The organism is Bradyrhizobium huanghuaihaiense (assembly GCF_007830635.1).
Taxonomy (GTDB): Bacteria; Pseudomonadota; Alphaproteobacteria; order Rhizobiales; family Xanthobacteraceae; genus Bradyrhizobium; species Bradyrhizobium huanghuaihaiense.
Genome location: NZ_VLLA01000010.1, coordinates 108,320 through 127,313 on the forward strand (window position 1 = coordinate 108,320; position 18,994 = coordinate 127,313).

Consider the following 18,994-nt stretch of genomic DNA (forward strand, 5'->3'; position numbering starts at 1 on the left):
TCATCTCCTCGATGAGCGAAACGACAGTCAATGCGTTGCTTCCATCGGTATTGCGTCGGTCGTCCGCTGGCAATCGCGCACGAGCGGAGATGACGTGCGCGTGCGCGCATCTGCCGCACGCGACTTCATGTTCTCCACATTCATCTCGAACCATTCCAAATCCGCTCATCGCAGCTTCAAGCAATTCTATTTTGCGCGTGTGGAATTCCGATCGCTTCACCCATAGAAGTCCGCATCGCTCGACGCGCATCAGCACGCAGCTGCGCGCGTTCGCGTGATTCAGTTCGGCGAAATTGGGGATCATCATTGGTGGGCGTTGCTTTGTCGGAGAGGAAACTTCGTTGGTTTGGAAGCGCAGCAGCGATCAACGCCACGATGTTCGGTTCGATCGTTTTCGTATCTGTTGACGTCCTGGCTTCCCGGGCACAGGCCCAGAGCAGCGACCTGCCACCGGTCACCGTCGAAGCACCGAGCGCGCCGAAGACGCGCAACAGCACCGCGTCCAATCAGCGCGCGCGGTCGCAACGCGCAGCCACGACGAATCGGCGCGGCAATTTGGCAGCCGATCAGAATCGCGCACCGCAGGCGGCTGGAGGCGCGACTGGTACGACGACCGGCTACGTCGCGACCAGCGGCACTGCAGGCACCAAGACCAACACGCCGCTGATCGAGACGCCGCAATCCCTCTCCGTCGTGACGAAGAAGGAGCTCGAAGATCGCAACGTTCAGACGCTCAAGGACGCCGTGAACTACACACCCGGCGTCACGACCACGGCATTCGGTTACGATCCGCGCTTCGACGCCTTTTCCATCCGCGGCTTCGACGTGACCTATACCGGCATCTATCGCGACGGCCTGCGGCAGGGCGGCGGCAATTTCGCCATTCCCAAGATCGAGCCCTATGGAATCGAGCGCGTATCTATCCTCCGCGGCCCGGCCTCCGGCCTTTATGGCCTCGGCTCCCCCGGCGGCATCGTCGACGTCACGACGAAGCGGCCGCCGCAGACGGCGTTCGGCGAGGTGCAATTGCAGGCCGGCAATTACGATCGCTACCAGGGCGCCTTCGACGTCGGCGGCCCGGTCCCCGGCAGCGACCAGTTGTATTACCGGCTGACGGGCCTGCTGCGCGACGCAAAAACGTGGTTTCCCGGCAATGACGACGACCGCGCCTATATCGCGCCTGCCCTGACCTGGAAACCGAACCTCGATACGACCTTCACGATCCTCGGCGAGTATCAGACCAGCCGCACCGCTGCGAGCATCGGCAACGCGCGCACGGTGGATGGCAAGCTGACCAACATCTACTCGAACGATCCGGCGTTCAGCGCGATGGACCAGAAGCAGTTCCGCGTCGGCTACGCATTCGAGCACAACGTCAACGACACCTGGACCGTCCGGCAGAATTTCCGGTTCTATCAGGTCAACACCGACGCGAAATACTCCCAGATCGATAATCTCGACTTCGCGACCCAGACCGCGACGCGTTCGGCCTGGCGAATTCTCGACAATTTCAAGACCGCCACGCTCGACAACCAGGCCGAAGCCAAGTTCATGCTCGGCGCGGTCAAGAACACCGTCCTGTTCGGCGTCGACTACAGCAATTCCCGTTACGACGACAAGATCGGGTACGGACCGGCGCCCGACCTCAATCTTGCGACCATGAACTACGGCACGCAGGCGATCGCCACGCCGGCATTCTCGATTTTCACCAAGCAGTCGACCAACGAGATCGGAGTCTACGCGCAGGAGCAGGCGAGGCTCGGCGGATTCATCCTGACGCTCAACGGGCGTCAGAGCTGGGTCTCGCAGAGCACGACGACCACCCTGGACGGGCCCCCGGACACCCAGAAGCCGTCGGCCTTCACCGGTCGCGCGGGCCTGAGCTATGTGTTCGACAACGGCGTTGCACCCTATGTCAGCTACGCCACCTCGTTCAGCCCGCAGACGGGCGTCGACGTGACGGGAGCCGCCTTCAAGCCGACCACCGGGGAGCAATCGGAAGTCGGCGTCAAGTATCAGATGCCGAACGTTCCGCTGCTGCTCACCGCCGCCGTGTTCGACATCAAGCAGGACAATGTTCTGCGCACCAACCCCGACAACATCGCAGTCTTGGCGGCCACCGGACAGATCGAATCGAAGGGGCTCGAGCTCGAGGCCAAGCTGGCGCTCACACCCAGCTTCGACCTCACCGCGGCCTACACCCATCTCAACGTCGTGATCACGCGGGGCAATTCCGATACGACGGGCCATGAGTATTCCGGCATCCCGAGAGACTCGTTCGCGGCGTTCGGCAAGTACACGTTCCAGTCCGGCACACCGGTGGAAGGACTGGGACTTGGCCTCGGCCTGCGCTATATCGGCGCGAACTTCGGCAACGACCAGAATACTTTCGAGAATGCCGCTGTCACGTTGTTCGACGCCGTGGTCGACTACGATCTCGGCAAGCTCGACCGGAGTTTTCGCGGCGCCTACATGCGCGTGAACGCCACCAACCTGTTCGACAAGAAGTATGACACCTGCCAGTCCGGCTATTGCTACGCCAGCGCACGGCGTCAGGTGATCGGGACGTTGAGCTATCGGTGGTAGCGCCATTGGCCACGCTCGTGTCCCGGACAAGCCGCAACGCGCGAAGCGTTGCGGCGCAGAGCCGGGACCCAGAAGGCGACACGGCCCCGCGCCGATAGATGGGCCCCGGCTCTGCAGCGCACCGTCGCTCCGGACGATGCTCCGCATCGCCGGGAGGACGCTGCGCTGCGTCCGGGGCACGAGAGCGGAGTGTGGCGCTCGCTACCTCCACATCGTCATTGCGAGCGCAGCGAAGCAATCCAGAGCCTTTCCGCGGAGGGATTCTGGATTGCTTCGCTACGCTCGCAATGACGGAGCTATCAATTCCGTCATCCTGAGGTGCGAGGCATGGGACGCAACGCGTCCCATGCGGAGCCTCGAAGGATGAGCGGCCCCAGATGCAGCCGGGCCGTCGCCCTTCGAGGCTTGCTCTGCAAGCGCTGTGCGCAGCAGAGCGCGCACCTCAGGGTGACGGTCATAAATTTGAACCCGCATCATTGATTTTGAAATTCTCGAAGAGGACACGCCTTCGCATCCTCGCGGCTGGTTTCGCCCGAGCTTTGCTTCGTCGCTCCACCCTCTCAATCAAGAGGGCGCAGGGAAGGCCAGGTGCTGACCTCGCACCCGCGGTCCGCTGCGCGAAGATGTAGCGCAAAGGAACCGCACAGCAGCATACAGGTGGTGCCAATCACTCGGCCTTCCCTGCGCGATGGTCGGACGGCTTATGCCGCGCTCTCCCGGGAGCCGAATTCCCTCTGGCCTCCCTCACTCCCGCGAAATTCACCAGCACCGCGCCGGTTGACGCGATCACCGCCTCCGCAAGAGCTTGACCGTAGCAACGACGGCCAGGACCACACGGTTTTGCCGTACGCGCGGTCCGCCATTTCGCCGCAGTTTTCCCAGCTCCGTCGACAGAGCCGGAAACTTACAGACGAGACCAACCTGTCAGCGCCGTTCGTCCGCACGAAGTTTTGGGCTCACGGAGAGCAATCCGCCCTGCCCACACCTCTCGCGCCCGACGCTGCCGCGTCCACCGCAAGCCCGACTCGCGAAAATGACGACCACATGATCGCCCCTCAAGGATGAGCCGGGATGGGCGACACATACGACAAATCCGAATTTCGGTAAAGCGGAATCTTTTCGCCGGCAGCCCTTGACTCGGCTGCGAAACAGGGCCCGATGTTCTGCCTGAGAACTGCCCCGCGGCGCCGAGATGCCGCGCAACATCTGTTTACATTCAGCAACATTCGGGCTGCCGAAAGGCCACGATCCCTAGGCTAGTGGTTCCCGCCTCGTCCTGCCTCTCCGAGGGCCGTGAGCGCTCTCCTCCTTCCCGGGCGAGGCCAATGAATCTCAGCCGATTTGATGCCGTCATACTCGTCCGTCGCAGTCCCCGTGCTTTCCGCAAAGGAGAACCGTCATCCGACGCCCCGCCTGCTGCGCGAAGCCCTCTCCCGTGCCGGATCGGCATGCCTCGCGCTGATACTGAGCGGCTCATTGGCAGGCTGTGCGGTCGGGCCGGACTATGCTGGCCCGCCCAGGCTCGACCTGCCGTCGCACTGGAGCACCAACACCGCTTCGCGGCGCGGCGCAGGCACGCTCGATCGCTGGTGGCTACGCCTGCGCGATCCCTTGCTCAACCGCCTGATCGAACAGGCCGTGGAGGCCAACCCCGATGTCGCCAAGGCAAAAGCGGTGGTGCGCGAGGCGCGGGCAACGGTGCAGCAGACCAGCGCCGGCCTGTTTCCGTCGGTCAGCGGCTCGGCCTCGGTGACCGACAACAAGACCAGCTCGGGCTCCGCATCAGCCGTCGTCGACAGCGCGCCCTACACGCTGCACCAGGCGAGCTTCGATTCGAGCTGGGAGCTTGACCTGTTCGGCGGTACGCAGCGGAGCATCGAGGCGGCGGTGCGCGGGGCGCAATCGGCCGAGGAGGATCTGCGCGACAGCCTCGTCACGCTGATCGGCGACGTCGCCGCCTATTACGTCGAGGCACGCGGCTATCAGGCCCGGATCGCGCTGGCGCAGCGCACCGCGGTCTCGCAGCGCGACACCGAAAAGCTCACCCGCAGCAAATACGAGGCCGGCAGCGGCAACGCCGTCGATCTCGCCAAGGCCACTGCACAGGCCGCGAGCACCGAGGCCAACGTTCCGACCTATCAGGCCGCGCTCGCCGCCGACATCCACCGGCTCGGCATCCTGCTCGGGCGGCCGCCGGATGCCGTCGCTTCGCTGATGGCGCGGCCGACACCCGTGCCGGCACCGCGCATGCCGCTGCCGACTGGCCTGCCCGCCGATCGCCTGATGAGCCGTCCCGACGTCGCCGGCGCCGAACGCAAGCTGGCGCAGGCGACTGCCAAGATCGGCGCGGCCGAAGCCGATCGCTATCCGGCGGTGTCCTTGACCGGCTCGGTCGGCACCTCTGCACTGCGCGCCGGCGATCTCGCCAAATATTCCAGCGTGAGCTGGTCGGTCGGTCCTTCCGTCACCGTGCCGGTGTTCGATGCGGGCAAGCGTCTGGCCACGGTCAAGATCGCGGAAGCGCAACGCGACCAGGCGTTCGCGACGTTCCATTCGACCCTGCTCACCGCGCTCGAAGATGTCGAGAACGCGCTGGTGTCGCTGTCACAGGAGCGCGTGCGCGCGACCAAGCTGACCGAAGCGGCGAAGAACTACCGCGAGGCCGCAAAGCTGTCGCGATCGCTGTTCGAGACCGGCAGCGCCAGCTTCATCGACGTGCTCGACGCCGAACGCTCGCTCTATTCGGCCGAGGATTCGCTGATCCAGAGCAAGGTGTCGGCGGCCAAGGATTACATTTCGCTGGCAAAGGCGCTCGGCGGCGGCTGGGCCGATCCGGTGGACGTGTCGACGCCTGTTATCGTCGATACCAATACGGGACCTCACGTCCGGGAGGCGCAGAAGTGACTGGGATCATCACCGTCAAGCGCGTGAAGATCACGGCCGCGGTGTTTGCCGTGGTCGCGACCGGCATGGTGCTGGCGACGCGTTCGCCGGGGACGTCGAGCAAGGCGCAATCCTACATCACCGCGCCGGTCGCGGTCAGCGATCTCCGCGAGGAGGTGCTCGCCAGCGGCACGCTGAAGCCGGCGCGGCTGACCGCCGTCGGCGCGCAGGTGTCCGGCCGGATCACCGCGCTCAACGTGCGCGTCGGCGACACGGTCAAGGCCGGCGACGTCATCGCCCAGATCGACCCCGTCACCAAGCAGAACGATCTGCGCAACTCGGAAGCGTCGCTGAAGAATTATCGCGCGCAGAAGGCCGAAAAGGAGGCCGCGCTGGTGCTGGCCGACGCCAACCTTGCGCGCCAGCAGGCGACGCTTGCGCAGCGCGCGACCTCGCGCAGCGATTTCGACAGCGCGGAAGCGACCGTGCGCCAGACCCACGCCCAGATCGCAGCGCTGGAAGCGCTGATCGTCGGCGCCGAGGCCAGCGTCGAGACGGCGCGGGTGAACCTCGACTACACCCGCATCACCGCGCCGATCGACGGCACGGTGCTCGCGACCGTCGTGCAGGAGGGACAGACGGTCAACGCGGTGCAGTCCGCGCCGACCATCGTCGTGCTCGGCCAGCTCGAGACCATGACCGTGCGGGCGGAGATCTCCGAGGCCGACATCGTCAAGGTCCGATCGGGACAATCGCTCTACTTCACCATCCTCGGCGACCAGGATCACCGTTACGAGGCGCGGCTGGAGCAGATCGAGCCGGCGCCGGAGTCGATCAAGAACGACGCCAGCTTCTCCTCGACCTCAACGACGACGAGCTCAAGCTCGAGCTCGTCGAGCTCGACCAGCACGGCGATCTACTACATCGGCGTCTTCAACGTCCCGAACAAGGATTATGCGCTCCGAACCTACATGACCGCGGAGGTGCACATCATCACCGGCGAGGCCAAGCGGGTGAAAACGATCCCTGCGCTCGCCGTGATGCGCAAGTCCGATGGACGCAGCACGGTGCGCACCCTCAGCACGTCGGGCGACGTCAGCGAGCGCGAGGTCAAGACCGGCCTCAACGATCGCACCACCGTCGAGATCAAATCCGGCTTAGAGGCGGGCGAGCGGGTCGTGACCGGCGAGGCCAGCGAGCAGACCGCATCGCGCGGCATGCCGGGCGGACCTCCCGGCGGGGGAGGTCCCTGACATGACCGATCCGATCATCGACCTCCAGGACATCCGCCGCGAGTTCGCAGCCGGCGACACCATTGTGATGGCGCTCGATGACCTCTCACTGAGCATCCAGCCCGGCGAGATGGTCGCGATCATCGGTCAGTCCGGATCAGGCAAATCGACGCTGCTCAACATCCTCGGCTGTCTCGATCGTCCGACGTCGGGCGCCTATCGCGTCGCCGGCAAGAACGTTGCCGAGTTGGATGCAGACGAGCTGGCCGCGCTACGACGCGAGCATTTCGGCTTCATCTTCCAGCGCTACAATCTGCTCGGCGATCTCACCGCTGCCGCGAACGTCGAAATCCCCGCCGTCTATGCCGGCCTCAATGCGCGTGAGCGCCGGACGCGCGCGAGCGCGCTGCTCGAGCGGCTCGGCGTCGGCACGAGAGGCGGCCACCGCCCGAACCAGCTCTCCGGCGGCCAGCAGCAGCGTATCTCGATCGCGCGGGCGCTGATCAACGGCGCCGAGGTGATCCTCGCGGACGAGCCAACCGGTGCGCTCGACCGGCGCAGCGGCGAGGAGGTGCTGAAGATCCTCAAAGAGCTGCATCGCGAGGGACGGACGATCATCATCGTCACCCACGATGCCGATGTCGCTGCCCGGGCCGAGCGCATCATCGAGTTGCGGGACGGCAGGATCGTTTCCGATCGCCGCATGGAGAGCGCGGGCGCGTCGGAGCCGGTCGCCCGCACAGCATCGAACGGCGGCGTCGGCTGGACCGGCGCGTTGGGACGGCTGCGCGAGGCCTCACGCATGGCGCTGGTGGCGATGGCCGCGCACCGGCTGCGCGCGTTCCTGACCATGCTCGGCATCATCATCGGCATCGCCGCGGTATCGTCGGTGGTCGCGCTCGGCAACGCCTCGCAGCGCAAGGTGCTGTCGGACATTTCGAGCCTCGGCACCAACACGATCGAGGTGTTTCCGGGCAAGGACTTTGGCGATGCGCGCGCCGGCAAGATCAAGACGCTGGTGCTGGACGATGCCCGTGCGCTCGACCGGCAGGGCTTCATCGCCGGCGTCACGCCGACGGTCTCGACCAGCACCACGGTGCGCTATCGCGGCAACGAATCCAATGTGCTCGTCAACGGCGTCGGCGAGAGCTATTTCCTGGTCAAGGGCGCCAAGCTGGCGAAAGGCCGCCTGTTCGACGCAGACGCCGTCCGCAACATCGAGCGACAGGCGGTCATCGACGACAACACCAGAAAAACCTTCTTTGCCGATGACCAGACTTCCGGCATCGGCCGCGTGATCTGGCTCGGCAAGGTGCCGTGCCGCATCGTCGGCGTGATCGCGCAGCAGCAGGGCGGGTTCGGCTCGAATCAGAATTTGGCGGTGTACCTGCCCTACACCACCGTGCAGGCGCAGTTCACCGGCGGCCGCGCGCTGCGCAGCATCCTCTTGCGGATCAGCGACGAGGTCTCGACCAATCTGGCGCAGGACGCGGTGACCACGCTCTTGACGCAGCGGCACAACACCAGGGACTTCGTCATCCTCAACACCGACGACATCCGCCGCACCATCACCAGCACGACGCAGACGCTGGCCTTCCTGGTGGCGGCGATCGCGGTGATCTCGCTGGTCGTCGGCGGCATCGGCGTCATGAACATCATGCTGGTGTCCGTCTCCGAGCGGATCAGCGAGATCGGCGTGCGCATGGCGGTCGGGGCGAGGCGCAGCGATATCCTCCAGCAATTCCTGGTGGAGGCGACCCTGATCTCCTCGATCGGCGGCATCGCCGGCATCCTCATTGCGGTCCTGCTCGGCGTCGCCATCAACGTGGCGGTGCCCGGCTTCGAGGTCAGCTATTCCGCATTCTCGATCGGCGCGGCATTCCTGACCTCGACCGGGATCGGCATCGCCTTCGGCTTCTTCCCCGCCCGCCGCGCCGCCTTCCTCGACCCCGTGGTGGCGCTGAGCCGTGACTGACCGTAGGATTGCACCATGACCGTAGTTCTTCGGACGAGACAATCGTCCGCAAATCGACCAACGATCGGCGCCCCCGATGCGATCTCAACCATGACCAACGGCACGCCCAACATCCTGATCGTCGAGGACGACCAGCCGACCCGCGATCTCATCTCGCGTTATCTGCGCGAGCATTCGTTCGCGGTCAGCGCCGTCACCAACGGCAGGGAGATGGACCGCCACCTCTCGCAGAACCGCGCCGACCTGATCGTGCTCGACCTGATGCTGCCGGGCGAGGACGGCCTCAGCCTCTGCCGCCGGCTGCGGATGGAAACGACGACGCCGATCATCATCCTCACCGCGAAGGGCGAGGACCTCGACCGCATCCTCGGCCTCGAAATGGGCGCCGACGACTATCTGCCAAAACCGTTCAACCCCCGTGAGCTGCTCGCCCGGATCAACGCGGTGCTGCGCCGGCATGCCAGCGGTCTTGCGGCCGCCTCCACCGCGACGCGGCTGAAATTCCAGGGCTGGACCATCGATCTGCGCCTGCGGGAGTTGCGCGACCCGGAGGGCGCGCAGGTGCCGCTGACCAGCGCCGAGTTCGACCTGCTGCAAGCCTTCTGCGAGCGCGCCGGCCGTGTTCTCGGCCGCGACAGTCTCTTGAACATGACGCGCGGCCGCCCCGGCGGAAGTTTCGGCCGCAGTGTCGACGTGCTGGTCAGCCGTCTCCGCCGCAAGCTCGACCGCAGCGAAGACACCTCCATGATCAAGACCATCCGCACCGGCGGCTACATCTTCACACCAAGGGTGGAGGAAGCATGAGCCGCGCCGCCGACATCCTGGCGCTGTTCAGCTTCAGGCGGATCAGCGGTCAGATCGCCGCCCTGATCCTGGTCTCGCTGATCCTGATCCACGTGCTGATCGCCGGATATTTCCTGCTCAACCAGCCGAAGCTGCTCGCGAACTCGCCGGTCGAGCAGTTCGAGCTGATCGCGCGGATCATCACCAACACGCCCAAGGCGGAGCGCGCGCTCGTCCTCGACAGCATCAGCCGGACCTTTCCGGCGCTCAAGCTGCAATTGCGGGACGGTGTTTCGACTTCCGTTATGCCGCTGCCGGCGCGGACACCCCTGCCCATCCCCTCCGCACTCGGCGGCCGGGCGGAGCTCATTCGCGGCAGCGGCGCAGAACAGGATCGCGTCTGGTTCTATCTCGCCAAGGACGACGTGCTCGAAGCGACGATGGGATTGCCCCAGATACCGGCCTTCGTCAGCGGCCTCTGGACCTCGACGCTGCTGTTCCTGGTGGCGAGCGTCACGTTGCTCGGCGTCTGGGCCGGCCGCGCGCTGTCCTCGCCGCTGTCGGCCTTCGCGCGCGCGGCGGAGAATTTCAGCCTGAACCGGGCCTCGCCGCCGCTGCCGGAGAACGGACCGGAGGAGATCAGGTCCGCAGCCAGAGCGCTGAACCGGATGCGCGAGCGCATCACCGCGCTAATGAACGACAGGACGCGCATGCTCGCGGCCATCAGCCACGATTTGCGCACGCCGATCACGCGGCTGCGGCTGCGCTCGGAATATATCGAGGATCCGGCGCAGCGCACGCAGACCGTGCGCGACCTCGACCAGATGCAGTCGATGCTGGAATCGGTTCTGTCCCTGCTGCGCAGTGAAAGCCCGGTGAAGCCGACACTGGTGGATGTCGCGGCGCTGCTGCAGATGGTGTGCGAGCAATTTTCCGATTGCGGCCATGCGGTGACTTATTCGGGCCCCGACCGCGCCGCCTTCGTGCTGCGGCCGGACGAGATCATCCGCGCGGTCACCAACCTCGTCCAGAACGCAACGCGCTTCGGGACCAGGATCGACGTCGCGCTGTCGATATCGGGGGACCAGCTCGTCATCGAGGTTTCGGACGATGGACCTGGCATTCCCGATGACAGGAAGGCGGCGATGCTGGAGCCCTTCGTGCGCGGTGAGGACGCCCGCACCATGGACGAGACGACCGGATTCGGCCTCGGCCTCTCGATCGCGCAGGCGATCGTGACCGCGCATGATGGAACCCTTGAGCTGCGCGACAACGCGCCGAAAGGCCTGTGCGTCCGCTTGCAGCTCGCCAGGACCGGCGCGGCGCCGGAGGCATCCCGGCCATAAAGTCGCGGCAATCCTCGGGCTTGTCGGCTTCACCTCCCTCAATCCTGCTTCCCGGAGTTCCAATGTCTTCCGCCGACCGGCCGGCGACACGCCTTGCGACACGGCTTGCCTTCCTCGTCGCAGGCTTCGGCATGGCTTGCTGGGCACCGCTGGTGCCGTTCGCGAAGACGCGGCTCGGCGTCGACGACGGCATGCTCGGGCTGCTCCTGCTCAGCCTCGGCATCGGCTCGGTCGCCGCGATGCTGCTGACCGGCATCATGAGCGCGCGCTACGGCAGCAGGCCGATCATCATCGCCGGCGGGCTTGGTCTGGCACTGGTGCTGCCTTTGCTCGCGATCGCGAGTACGCCCGCATCGCTGGCACTGGCGCTGCTCGCATTCGGCGCCGCGCTCGGCTCGATCGATGTCGCCATGAACATCCATGCGGTGGAGGTGGAGCGCGCCGCAAAAATTCCGCTGATGTCCGGCTTCCACGCGCTCTTCAGCATCGGCGGCTTCGCCGGATCGGCCCTGATGACCGCGCTGCTGTCGCTGCGGCTCGGCGCGCTCGCCTGCACGCTGATCTGCTCCGCCCTGATGCTGGCCGCGATGGTGGTGACGTCGCCGCGCCTGCTTCGCTCGGTGCAGGTGCAGGACGGGCCGCTCCTGGTGCTGCCGCACGGCTCGGTGCTCCTGCTGGCGCTGCTCGGCGCCATCACCTTCCTGGTCGAAGGCGCGATGCTCGATTGGGGCGCGCTGCTCGTGATCGGCGCGGGCCTCGTCCCGGAGGCGCAAGGTGGGACCGGCTACATCGTGTTCTCGATCGCGATGACAGTGGGGCGGCTCGGCGGCGACGCCGTCGTCGCGCGCATCGGAGACCGCGCGACATTGTTCTGGGGCAGCCTCATTGCGATCGGGGGCTTCGTGGTGCTGCTCACAGCTCCCGTTGCGGCGGTTGCGATGGCCGGCTTCCTGCTGATCGGCCTCGGCGCCTCGAACCTCGTACCGGTGCTGTTCCGCCGCGCAGCCTGGCAGACGGTGATGCCAACGGGGCTCGCCGTCGCCGCGATCACGACCGCCGGCTATGCCGGCATCCTGGTGGGCCCCGCCGGCGTCGGCTTCGTCGCCCGCCTCGGCGGATTGCCGATGGCGTTCTGGCTTCTGGCCGCGCTGATGTGTCTGGTCACATTGTCGGCGCGCATCGTCACGCGCCCCGCGGATTGAGTCGTCTCAAAACCTCTCCAGCCCGATCGATTTGATCATGCCCGCAAGGCTCGCCGAAGTCGCCTCGACGAGGCGCTGGAATTCGGCCGGCTTCGAATCGCTGTCCGGCTCCATGCCCTCGGCGCGGTAGTTGGCCTGCATCGCCTTGTCGGCCATGGCCATGCGCGTCGCCTGCGCGATCCGGTCGATGATCGCATCGTCGGTCTGCCGGGGCGCGAACAGGCCGAACCAGCCGTCATAGCGGAGGCCCGGCATGCCGGATTCGATGGCGGTCGGGATATCGGGGGCAACGCTCAGCCGCTTCTCGGTGGCGACCGCGATCATCCGGATCTTGCCGGCCTCTCTCCACTGCTGCAATTGCACCGACATCACGGCAATGATCAGGGGGATCTGGCCGGCGAGGAGGTCGTTGCTGGCCTGAGCGATGCCCCGATACGGGACATGGACGATGTCCAGCCCGCCCGCCTGCAGCTTGAAGGCTTCGCCGACGAGATGATTTCCGCTGCCGATACCGGGGGTCCCGTAGGACAGCTTTCCAGGATTGGCTTTTGCGTAGGCAATCAGCTCAGGCAGATTTGTGACGGGTACCGACGGATGGACGACGAAAACAAGCGCGCTGGTGATGAGGCGGCAGATGGCGCGGAAATCGGCCATCGCATAGGACGGATTTTGCGCCAGCAGCGGAATGGCCGCCTGCGTGCTGTCGTTCCCGAGCAGCAGCGAGTAGCCGTCGGGCTTCTCGCGCGCGACCGCCGCTGTCCCGATCGCGCCGCCCGCACCGGTGATGTTTTCGATGAAGACGGGTCCAAGCAGCGACGACATCTTCTCCGCCCAGGGACGCCCGATCTGGTCGCCGGATCCGCCCGCCCCATAGGGAATCACCAGTCGAATGGGACGAGAGGGATAATCGGCGGTCTGCCCGATGCGCGGAATCGCCGCGAGCACCGCCGCCGCCGGTAATGCATGGACGAAGTGTCGCCGCGAGTAGGAAGACATGCCCGAATTCCGGAAGCGGTTGGTCACGGCCCGAGCCGGGACCGGCTCCCGGACGATCCCATCGCAGCAATCGGCGACCGACGTCAATGCTCCATCCGGACTATGCGGCGGCCTCACCGCCATGCCGCGTGCTCTAACCCATTACTTTTAAAACAATATTTCGGAAGGCGACCGACCCACGCGGTCCACGCAGGGCTGCCGGCCCTGCCCACTGCTTTCGGCCAGTTTACTGTACGGTTCGTTCTGATAGACCACAAAGAAATACCTTTTGACTCCCGTCGCGGGGGTAATGGCGCGTGCCAGATCGTAGCGAAGACTCGTCCATTTCATTTGGGCCATTTCGACTGTTTCCAAAGTCCCGGCTCTTGGAGAAGGAGGGCGTGTCGCTCCATGTCGGCGGCCGCGCGCTCGACATCCTCATCTTCCTGGCCGAGCGGCCCGGTGAAGTCGTCGACAAGAGAGAGCTGGTCAAGCGCATCTGGGCCGACGTCAATGTCGACGAAGGCAGCCTGCGCTTCCATGTCGCAGCGCTGCGCAAAGCGCTCGGCGATACCGGCAAGTCGGCGCGCTACGTCGTCAACGTGCCCGGCCGCGGCTATTGCTTCGTCGCCTCGCTCGCCCCGCCGGCCTCGCCCGCCACGCAGCCGACCATCGACATCCTGCCGCCCCGCGCCCTCCCCGCGCCGCTCTCGAAAATGGTCGGACGGGAGGAGGTCGTCGAAAAGATATCGAGCGGACTCTCGCTCCATCGCTTCATGACCCTGGTCGGCCCGGGCGGAATCGGCAAGACGGCCGTCGCCATCGCCGTCGGACACCGCCGCTCCCAGGATTTTCGCGGGCGCGCCTTCTTCGTCGACTTCGGCCCGCTCCGGGATGCCAGCCACGTCGCAACCACCATTGCCTCCGCGCTCGGCCTGACCATCAGCGCAGAGGATCCGACGCCGGCCCTGTTGACGTTCCTCAAGGTCGGCCCGGCCCTGCTGATCCTCGACAGCTGCGAGCATGTGCTGGACAATCTGGCCCCACTCGTCGAGCACATCGTGCGCGAGGCGCCGCAGCTTCGTGTTCTCGCAACCACCCGCGAATCGTTCCGCAGCGAAGGCGAGCGCATCTTCCGCCTGTTCCCGCTGGATTGCCCGCCCGAGCGCGAGGGGATCGATGTCGCCGAGGTCCTCGCCTATCCCGCCGCCCAGCTCTTCGTCGAGCGCATCGCGCAGAGCTCCGGCCCGTTCCAGCTCAGTGCGGACGAAGCGCCGCTGGTCGCGAGCATTTGCCGGCGCCTCGACGGCATTGCGCTCGCGATCGAGCTCGCGGCGGGGCGCGTCAATGCCTACGGCATCGCCGGCACCGCCTCGCTGCTCGACAGCCGCTTCTCGCTGCAATGGCGTGGCCGGCGCACGGCCGTGCCGCGGCACCAGACCCTCGCCGCCGCGCTCGACTGGAGCTATGACCTGCTGCCTGCGGCCGAGAGCGCGACCCTGCGCCGGCTCTCGGTGTTCGCCGGACCTTTCGCGCCGGAGGCGGCTGCCGCGGTTGCATCCGGTGACGGCCTCAGCGCATCGGAAACGCTGGAGGCCATCGACAGCCTGGTCACCAAGTCGCTGATCTCGCCGTCCGGCGCGCGGACGCTGCGCTATCGCCTGCTCGACACGACGCGGGCCTATGCGCACGGAAAGCTCAGCGCGCTCGGCGAAACCAGGCAGTTCGCACGCCGTCATGCCGAGTACTTTCGCGATTTCTTCGCGCATGCGGAGGCCGACACGTCGACGCCGCTGCCCGAATGGCTCGGCATCTATGGTGCGGAGCTGGACAATGTGCGCGCAGCGCTCGACTGGGCTTTCGCGCCCGACGGCGACACCGAGCTGGGAATCGCGCTGACGGCGGCCGCGGTCACGCTGTGGGTGCGGCTTTCCCTGTTCGCCGAATGCCGCGAACGAAGCAAGATCGCACTCGCGGCGCTCGGCGACACCGGCGACGACCGCATCCGCATGCAGCTCCTGTCGGCACTCGGCTGGTCGCTGATGTATGGCGAGGGCCGCGCGCGCGAGGCGCGCCCGATCCTGGAGACGACGCTCGAGCTCGCCGACAGGCTCGACGACAAGGATTTCCGGCTGCGCGCGCTCTGGGGCCTGTGCATCGACCAGTTCAACAATGGACAGTTCGGCAAGGCCCGTGCGTTCGCCGATCGTTTTGCGAACGCGGCCGCGAACTCTCCCGACAGGACCGACGTGATGCTGGGCGACCGGCTCACGGCCGTCGCGCTGCATTATCTCGGCGACCAGAACGACGCACGGCTGCGCATCGACCGGGTGCATGCATCGCTGCATGTGCTGGCGGAGAAGCCGAAGATCTTCCCGCTCGATCTGAGAATCTCCACGCAATATTTCCGCGCCCGCATCCTGTGGCTGCAGGGTCTCGCCGACCAGGCTCAGGCGCTCGCCGCCCGAAACATCGAGGAGGGCCGCGCCAACGGCCACGCGCTGACCTTCTGCAGCGTGCTGGGACAGGCCGCCTGCCCGATCGCCTTCTGGTCCGGCGATCTCGACGCTGCGGAACGCCACGGCACCGAGCTGCTCGAACATACCGAACGGCACGCGATCCGGCTGTGGGGACTGTGGGCGCGGGCCTTCAATGCGGCGGTGATCGCCAGGCGCGGCGACGTCGCGAGCGGCCTGCCGCTGCTGCGCGAGGAGCTCAACCGCGCCGGCGATGCGCGCTTCCTGCCGCGCTTCCTTCCCCTGCTCGGCGAGCTCGCGGCGTGCTCTGGCGAGGCCGACCAGGTCGACCGTGGCCTCGACGTGATCGAGGACGTCTTGACCCGCTGCCACGACCGGCAGGAGCTCTGGTATCTGCCGGAGCTGACCCGCATCAAGGGAGAATTGATGCGCCGGAGCGCGAAGCATTCGGGCGACGCGGAAGCCCACTTTCGCGAGGCCATGGGCATCGCGGCCCAGCAGGGCGCGCGCTTCTGGGAGCTGCGCTGCGCGACCAGCCTCGCGCGGCTGATGAGCGAGGCCGGTCGGAGCGCGGACGCTCTGGCCATTCTGGAGAACGTCTCCGGATCGTTCACGGAGGGTGCCGGGATCGCCGACCTGCGCACCGCGCGCGAACTGATCGCGCAACTACGGAACTGACCGCGCGCTGATGCGCGCCAAAGCGTGATGAGATTTCGATGAAGCGTCATCGCGCTTTAGGTTGTTGGTTGAGCATGATCTCTCCGGAAAACCGCTTCGCACTTTGCGCTACGCGGCCCTTCGGGTCCGGATCATGCTTTAGCCTCCCGCCGCCACCGCGCGGCGCGGCAGCTTCCAGTCCGGCCGGATGAAGTGACAGGTGTAGCCGTCCGGATAGCGCTCGAGATAATCCTGATGCTCGGGCTCGGCTTCCCAGAACTCGCCCGCGGGCGCGACCTCGGTGACCACCTTACCCGGCCACAGGCCGGAGGCCTCGACGTCGGCGATGGTGTCTTCGGCAATCCGCTTCTGCTCGTCGCTGGTATAGAAGATTGCGGAACGGTAGCTCGTGCCGAGATCATTGCCCTGGCGGTTGAGCGTGGTCGGGTCGTGGATCTGGAAGAAGAACTCCAGCATGGTCCGGAAGTTCGTCTTCGCGGGGTTGAAGATGATCTCGATGGCTTCGGCGTGGCCTTCATGATTGCGGTAGGTGGCGTTCTTCACATGGCCGCCAGTGTAGCCAACGCGGGTGGAGATCACGCCCGGCTGCCTGCGGATGAGATCCTGCATGCCCCAAAAGCAGCCTCCGGCTAAAACTGCGCGCTCGGTCGTCATCTGTCCGCTCCCAATTGATCGCTCTGCATCTACCGCATCATATGCTCTCGGCCGCCCGGCTGAAAGCCGCGCGTGTCCACCCGGCTCCCGGAACCGGATGGACCCAAATTGAAAACGCGTCTCTAGCCCAACTTGGCGTCGAGCGTGATCGCGGCGTTGAGCACCTTCGACACCGGGCAATTCTTCTCGGCTTCGCCCGCGATCTTGGCGAAACCTGCTTCGTCCAGGTTCGGCACCTTTGCGCGCAAGGTCAGCGCCGACTTGCTGATCTTGAAACCCTTGCCCTCGGGCTCGAGCGTGACGGCCGCTTCCGTCGAGAGTTCGTCCGGTGTGAAGCCGGCGAGCTGAAGGCCGAAGGCGAGCGCCATGGTGAAACAGCCGGCATGGGCCGCGGCGATCAACTCTTCGGGATTGGTGCCCTTCTCGTTCTCGAAACGGGTCTTGAACGAGTAGGGCGTGCTGGCAAGCACGCCGGATTCGCTCGACAAATGGCCTGCGCCATCGCGACCAGTGCCCTTCCAGACTGCTGTTGCCTTGCGGATCATCTCAGTTCTCCTTGTTTGTTGTTGACAACCGGCGCTCCGTACCGGCCGAAGGCGACATCAGCGTGACCGCCTGTCGCCGATGCGCGAGGCCCAAGTCATCGCGCGCCGTGGTCTGAGGATGCAGTTGCTTCAGGTTGGCAGCTCCTGACCGGCCTGCTCGCGCACGATGTAGTCGGCGTACCAGTCCGCCCAGTTCTCATCGTGTCCGCCGGTGAGCTTCTCATGCTCACCATGCGCCACCGAGGCGCGGCGCAGCGCCGCGGCGAGATCGGTTTGCGATGCGAATGTCGTGTCGTCTGCCGCGATGCGTCCGGGCAACCGTGTCGTGACCTCCTGGAACAGCCAGCCATTGCCGTCGGGATCGCTGAACGAGGCGAATGAGCTGTAGCTGCCGCGCTTCGGGTCAGCGCCGCTGACGCGAACGCTGCCGAAAAGATACGGCTCATCGGGCCCTGCATGAACATCGCCGGCACCGTGGAAGGGTTCGCTGACGGCAATGCCGCGCGCGAGCAGATCGTTCCGCGCGGCCTCCAGATCAGAGACGATCAGATACATGCCGCGCGCCGAGCCTGGCGCCGCCGCCGTGACGTTCTTGCCGAAGATCACCGAGCAGGCCGAGCCCGGCGGCGTGAACTGGATCACGCGCCAGTCGTCGCCTGAGGCGAAATCGGCATCCAGTCGCCAGCCGAGCCGCGCATAGAACGCCTTGGCGCGGTCGACATCGGACACCGGAATGACGACGACTTCGAGCTTCAGATCAACGCTGCGCGATGTTGAAGGCTTGGCCGCGGCATCGCGGTCGATTTCGAGTGTGGCCATGTCGAGCTCCCGTGGTGTGAGTTGAGGCGATCCTTCAGGCGGCAGCCGGCATCACGATGCTCACCCGCGTGCCGCCCTGCCCGGCTTCACCATGCAGCCGTGCATGGATGCTGTGGGCGAGCCCTTCGAGGATGCGGCTGCCGGTGCCCCGGAGCGGACCGACCGCACCAATGCCGTTGTCGGCCACCGTGCAGACCCAGGCGCCGTCGCGGCGCGCGACGTCGATGCGGATCAACCCGCCATTCTTGTTCGGGAAGGCGTGCTTCGCCGCATTCGTGACCAGCTCCGTCAGCATCAACGCGAGCCGATGACATTGCGAGGACGGCAGTGTGTCGTCTTCGATGGCGGCTTCGCAGCGGATACCCGCCGGCTCCAGCACCGCCTCAAAGAGCGCCCCGCACAGATTTTCGAAGAACGGCGCGACGGAGACCGGCGACGGATCGTCGTTGTCGGACAAGAGCTGATAGAGCCTGCCAAAGGCAACGATGCGCCGCTCGAACCGGTCCACCGCCAGCGAGACGTCCCTGGTGGCGGCCCGCGTGAAGTCGCGGCGGACTGACGCACCCAGCATCGTCAGCGTGTTCTTCATGCGATGGTGGGACTCGCGCAGCACGAGCTCCCAATCGCGCGACTGATCGTCGCGACCTGCGGCGAATTGAGATCGAACGGCACTGCCGTTCGGCGAGCCGATGGCGGACATGACAGCCTCCCGCTGCAATGAGACCTAACTCGAAGGCTATACTGAATGCATCGCCTGCGATTTGCTCGTTAGACTTTGCAAGATTCTGTTATGATCGGCGGCGTCACAATCCGGCATCGGAGACCGTCGTCGCGACGGT

General features: G+C 65.8%; 14 protein-coding genes. 8 read left to right on the top strand and 6 right to left on the bottom strand.

Annotation, left to right across the window (positions count from 1 at the left end; genetic code table 11):
• Positions 1-176: 176 nt before the first annotated feature.
• The gene (locus tag IQ16_RS46610; protein WP_244635786.1) at positions 177-506 is read right to left on the bottom strand and encodes a hypothetical protein; all 330 of its coding nucleotides are present in this window, start codon (positions 504-506) and stop codon (positions 177-179) included.
• 49 nt (positions 507-555) lie between these two features.
• Here IQ16_RS46610 and IQ16_RS21085 point away from each other — a divergent pair, with 49 nt between their 5' ends.
• The 7 genes from IQ16_RS21085 to IQ16_RS21120 all read left to right on the top strand — a co-directional run bounded on the left by IQ16_RS21085 (position 556) and on the right by IQ16_RS21120 (position 12,007).
• Positions 556-2,586 carry a TonB-dependent siderophore receptor gene (locus IQ16_RS21085; protein ID WP_244635787.1) on the top strand — a complete coding sequence of 677 codons (2,031 nt, stop codon included), beginning with the start codon at positions 556-558 and terminating at the stop codon, positions 2,584-2,586.
• Between the two features lie 1,374 nt (positions 2,587-3,960).
• On the top strand, positions 3,961-5,490 hold the full coding sequence (locus IQ16_RS21095; RefSeq protein ID WP_018642633.1) for an efflux transporter outer membrane subunit: 1,530 nt from the start codon (positions 3,961-3,963) through the stop codon (positions 5,488-5,490).
• Positions 5,487-6,722 (top strand): efflux RND transporter periplasmic adaptor subunit, encoded by a 1,236-nt coding sequence (locus tag IQ16_RS21100; RefSeq protein WP_018642632.1) that lies wholly within the window; start codon positions 5,487-5,489, stop codon positions 6,720-6,722. The genes IQ16_RS21095 and IQ16_RS21100 overlap by 4 nt, the downstream gene beginning before the upstream one ends.
• 1 nt (position 6,723) lies before the next feature.
• Positions 6,724-8,676: a MacB family efflux pump subunit gene (locus IQ16_RS21105; RefSeq protein WP_018642631.1), complete on the top strand. Its 1,953-nt coding sequence runs from the start codon at positions 6,724-6,726 to the stop codon at positions 8,674-8,676.
• A 90-nt stretch (positions 8,677-8,766) separates the two neighbouring features.
• Complete coding sequence (locus tag IQ16_RS21110) at positions 8,767-9,480, top strand: response regulator (protein ID WP_018642630.1); 714 nt, start codon at positions 8,767-8,769, stop codon at positions 9,478-9,480.
• Complete coding sequence (locus IQ16_RS21115; protein ID WP_018642629.1) at positions 9,477-10,805, top strand: ATP-binding protein; 1,329 nt, start codon at positions 9,477-9,479, stop codon at positions 10,803-10,805. The genes IQ16_RS21110 and IQ16_RS21115 overlap by 4 nt, the downstream gene beginning before the upstream one ends.
• 62 nt (positions 10,806-10,867) lie before the next feature.
• Positions 10,868-12,007 carry an MFS transporter gene (locus tag IQ16_RS21120; protein ID WP_026311936.1) on the top strand — a complete coding sequence of 380 codons (1,140 nt, stop codon included), beginning with the start codon at positions 10,868-10,870 and terminating at the stop codon, positions 12,005-12,007.
• A gap of 6 nt (positions 12,008-12,013) precedes the next feature.
• On the opposite strand, the gene IQ16_RS21125 is transcribed toward IQ16_RS21120, so the two are convergent.
• Positions 12,014-13,003: a Bug family tripartite tricarboxylate transporter substrate binding protein gene (locus IQ16_RS21125; RefSeq protein ID WP_026311935.1), complete on the bottom strand. Its 990-nt coding sequence runs from the start codon at positions 13,001-13,003 to the stop codon at positions 12,014-12,016.
• Positions 13,004-13,299: 296 nt separating this feature from the next.
• On the opposite strand from IQ16_RS21125, the gene IQ16_RS21130 reads away from it, so the two are divergent.
• Positions 13,300-16,137 (top strand): ATP-binding protein, encoded by a 2,838-nt coding sequence (locus IQ16_RS21130; protein ID WP_026311934.1) that lies wholly within the window; start codon positions 13,300-13,302, stop codon positions 16,135-16,137.
• A gap of 138 nt (positions 16,138-16,275) precedes the next feature.
• Here IQ16_RS21130 and msrA read toward each other — a convergent pair whose 3' ends face one another.
• From msrA to IQ16_RS21150, 4 genes are all read right to left on the bottom strand, one after another.
• On the bottom strand, positions 16,276-16,791 hold the full coding sequence (gene msrA, locus IQ16_RS21135) for a peptide-methionine (S)-S-oxide reductase MsrA (protein ID WP_018642626.1): 516 nt from the start codon (positions 16,789-16,791) through the stop codon (positions 16,276-16,278).
• A gap of 122 nt (positions 16,792-16,913) precedes the next feature.
• A complete protein-coding gene (locus IQ16_RS21140) occupies positions 16,914-17,336 on the bottom strand; it encodes an OsmC family protein (RefSeq protein WP_018642625.1) in 423 nt (140 codons plus the stop codon).
• Positions 17,337-17,465: 129 nt separating this feature from the next.
• Entirely contained in the window at positions 17,466-18,155 is a 690-nt protein-coding gene (locus IQ16_RS21145) for a VOC family protein (RefSeq protein WP_018642624.1), read from the bottom strand.
• Between the two features lie 34 nt (positions 18,156-18,189).
• Positions 18,190-18,855, bottom strand: coding sequence for a sensor histidine kinase (locus IQ16_RS21150; protein WP_018642623.1), 666 nt, complete (start codon positions 18,853-18,855; stop codon positions 18,190-18,192).
• Positions 18,856-18,994 lie beyond the last annotated feature (139 nt).

What these genes read in the sequence shown, in the direction of transcription:
- IQ16_RS21105 (WP_018642631.1), top strand. Translation starts at nt 6,724, where the DNA reads ATGACCGATCCGATCATCGACCTCCAGGACATCCGCCGCGAGTTCGCA.
- IQ16_RS21110 (WP_018642630.1), top strand. Translation starts at nt 8,767, where the DNA reads ATGACCAACGGCACGCCCAACATCCTGATCGTCGAGGACGACCAGCCG.
- IQ16_RS21115 (WP_018642629.1), top strand. Translation starts at nt 9,477, where the DNA reads ATGAGCCGCGCCGCCGACATCCTGGCGCTGTTCAGCTTCAGGCGGATC.
- IQ16_RS21120 (WP_026311936.1), top strand. Translation starts at nt 10,868, where the DNA reads ATGTCTTCCGCCGACCGGCCGGCGACACGCCTTGCGACACGGCTTGCC.
- IQ16_RS21125 (WP_026311935.1), bottom strand. Translation starts at nt 13,003, where the DNA reads ATGTCTTCCTACTCGCGGCGACACTTCGTCCATGCATTACCGGCGGCG.
- msrA (WP_018642626.1), bottom strand. Translation starts at nt 16,791, where the DNA reads ATGACGACCGAGCGCGCAGTTTTAGCCGGAGGCTGCTTTTGGGGCATG.
- IQ16_RS21140 (WP_018642625.1), bottom strand. Translation starts at nt 17,336, where the DNA reads ATGATCCGCAAGGCAACAGCAGTCTGGAAGGGCACTGGTCGCGATGGC.
- IQ16_RS21145 (WP_018642624.1), bottom strand. Translation starts at nt 18,155, where the DNA reads ATGGCCACACTCGAAATCGACCGCGATGCCGCGGCCAAGCCTTCAACA.
- IQ16_RS21150 (WP_018642623.1), bottom strand. Translation starts at nt 18,855, where the DNA reads ATGTCCGCCATCGGCTCGCCGAACGGCAGTGCCGTTCGATCTCAATTC.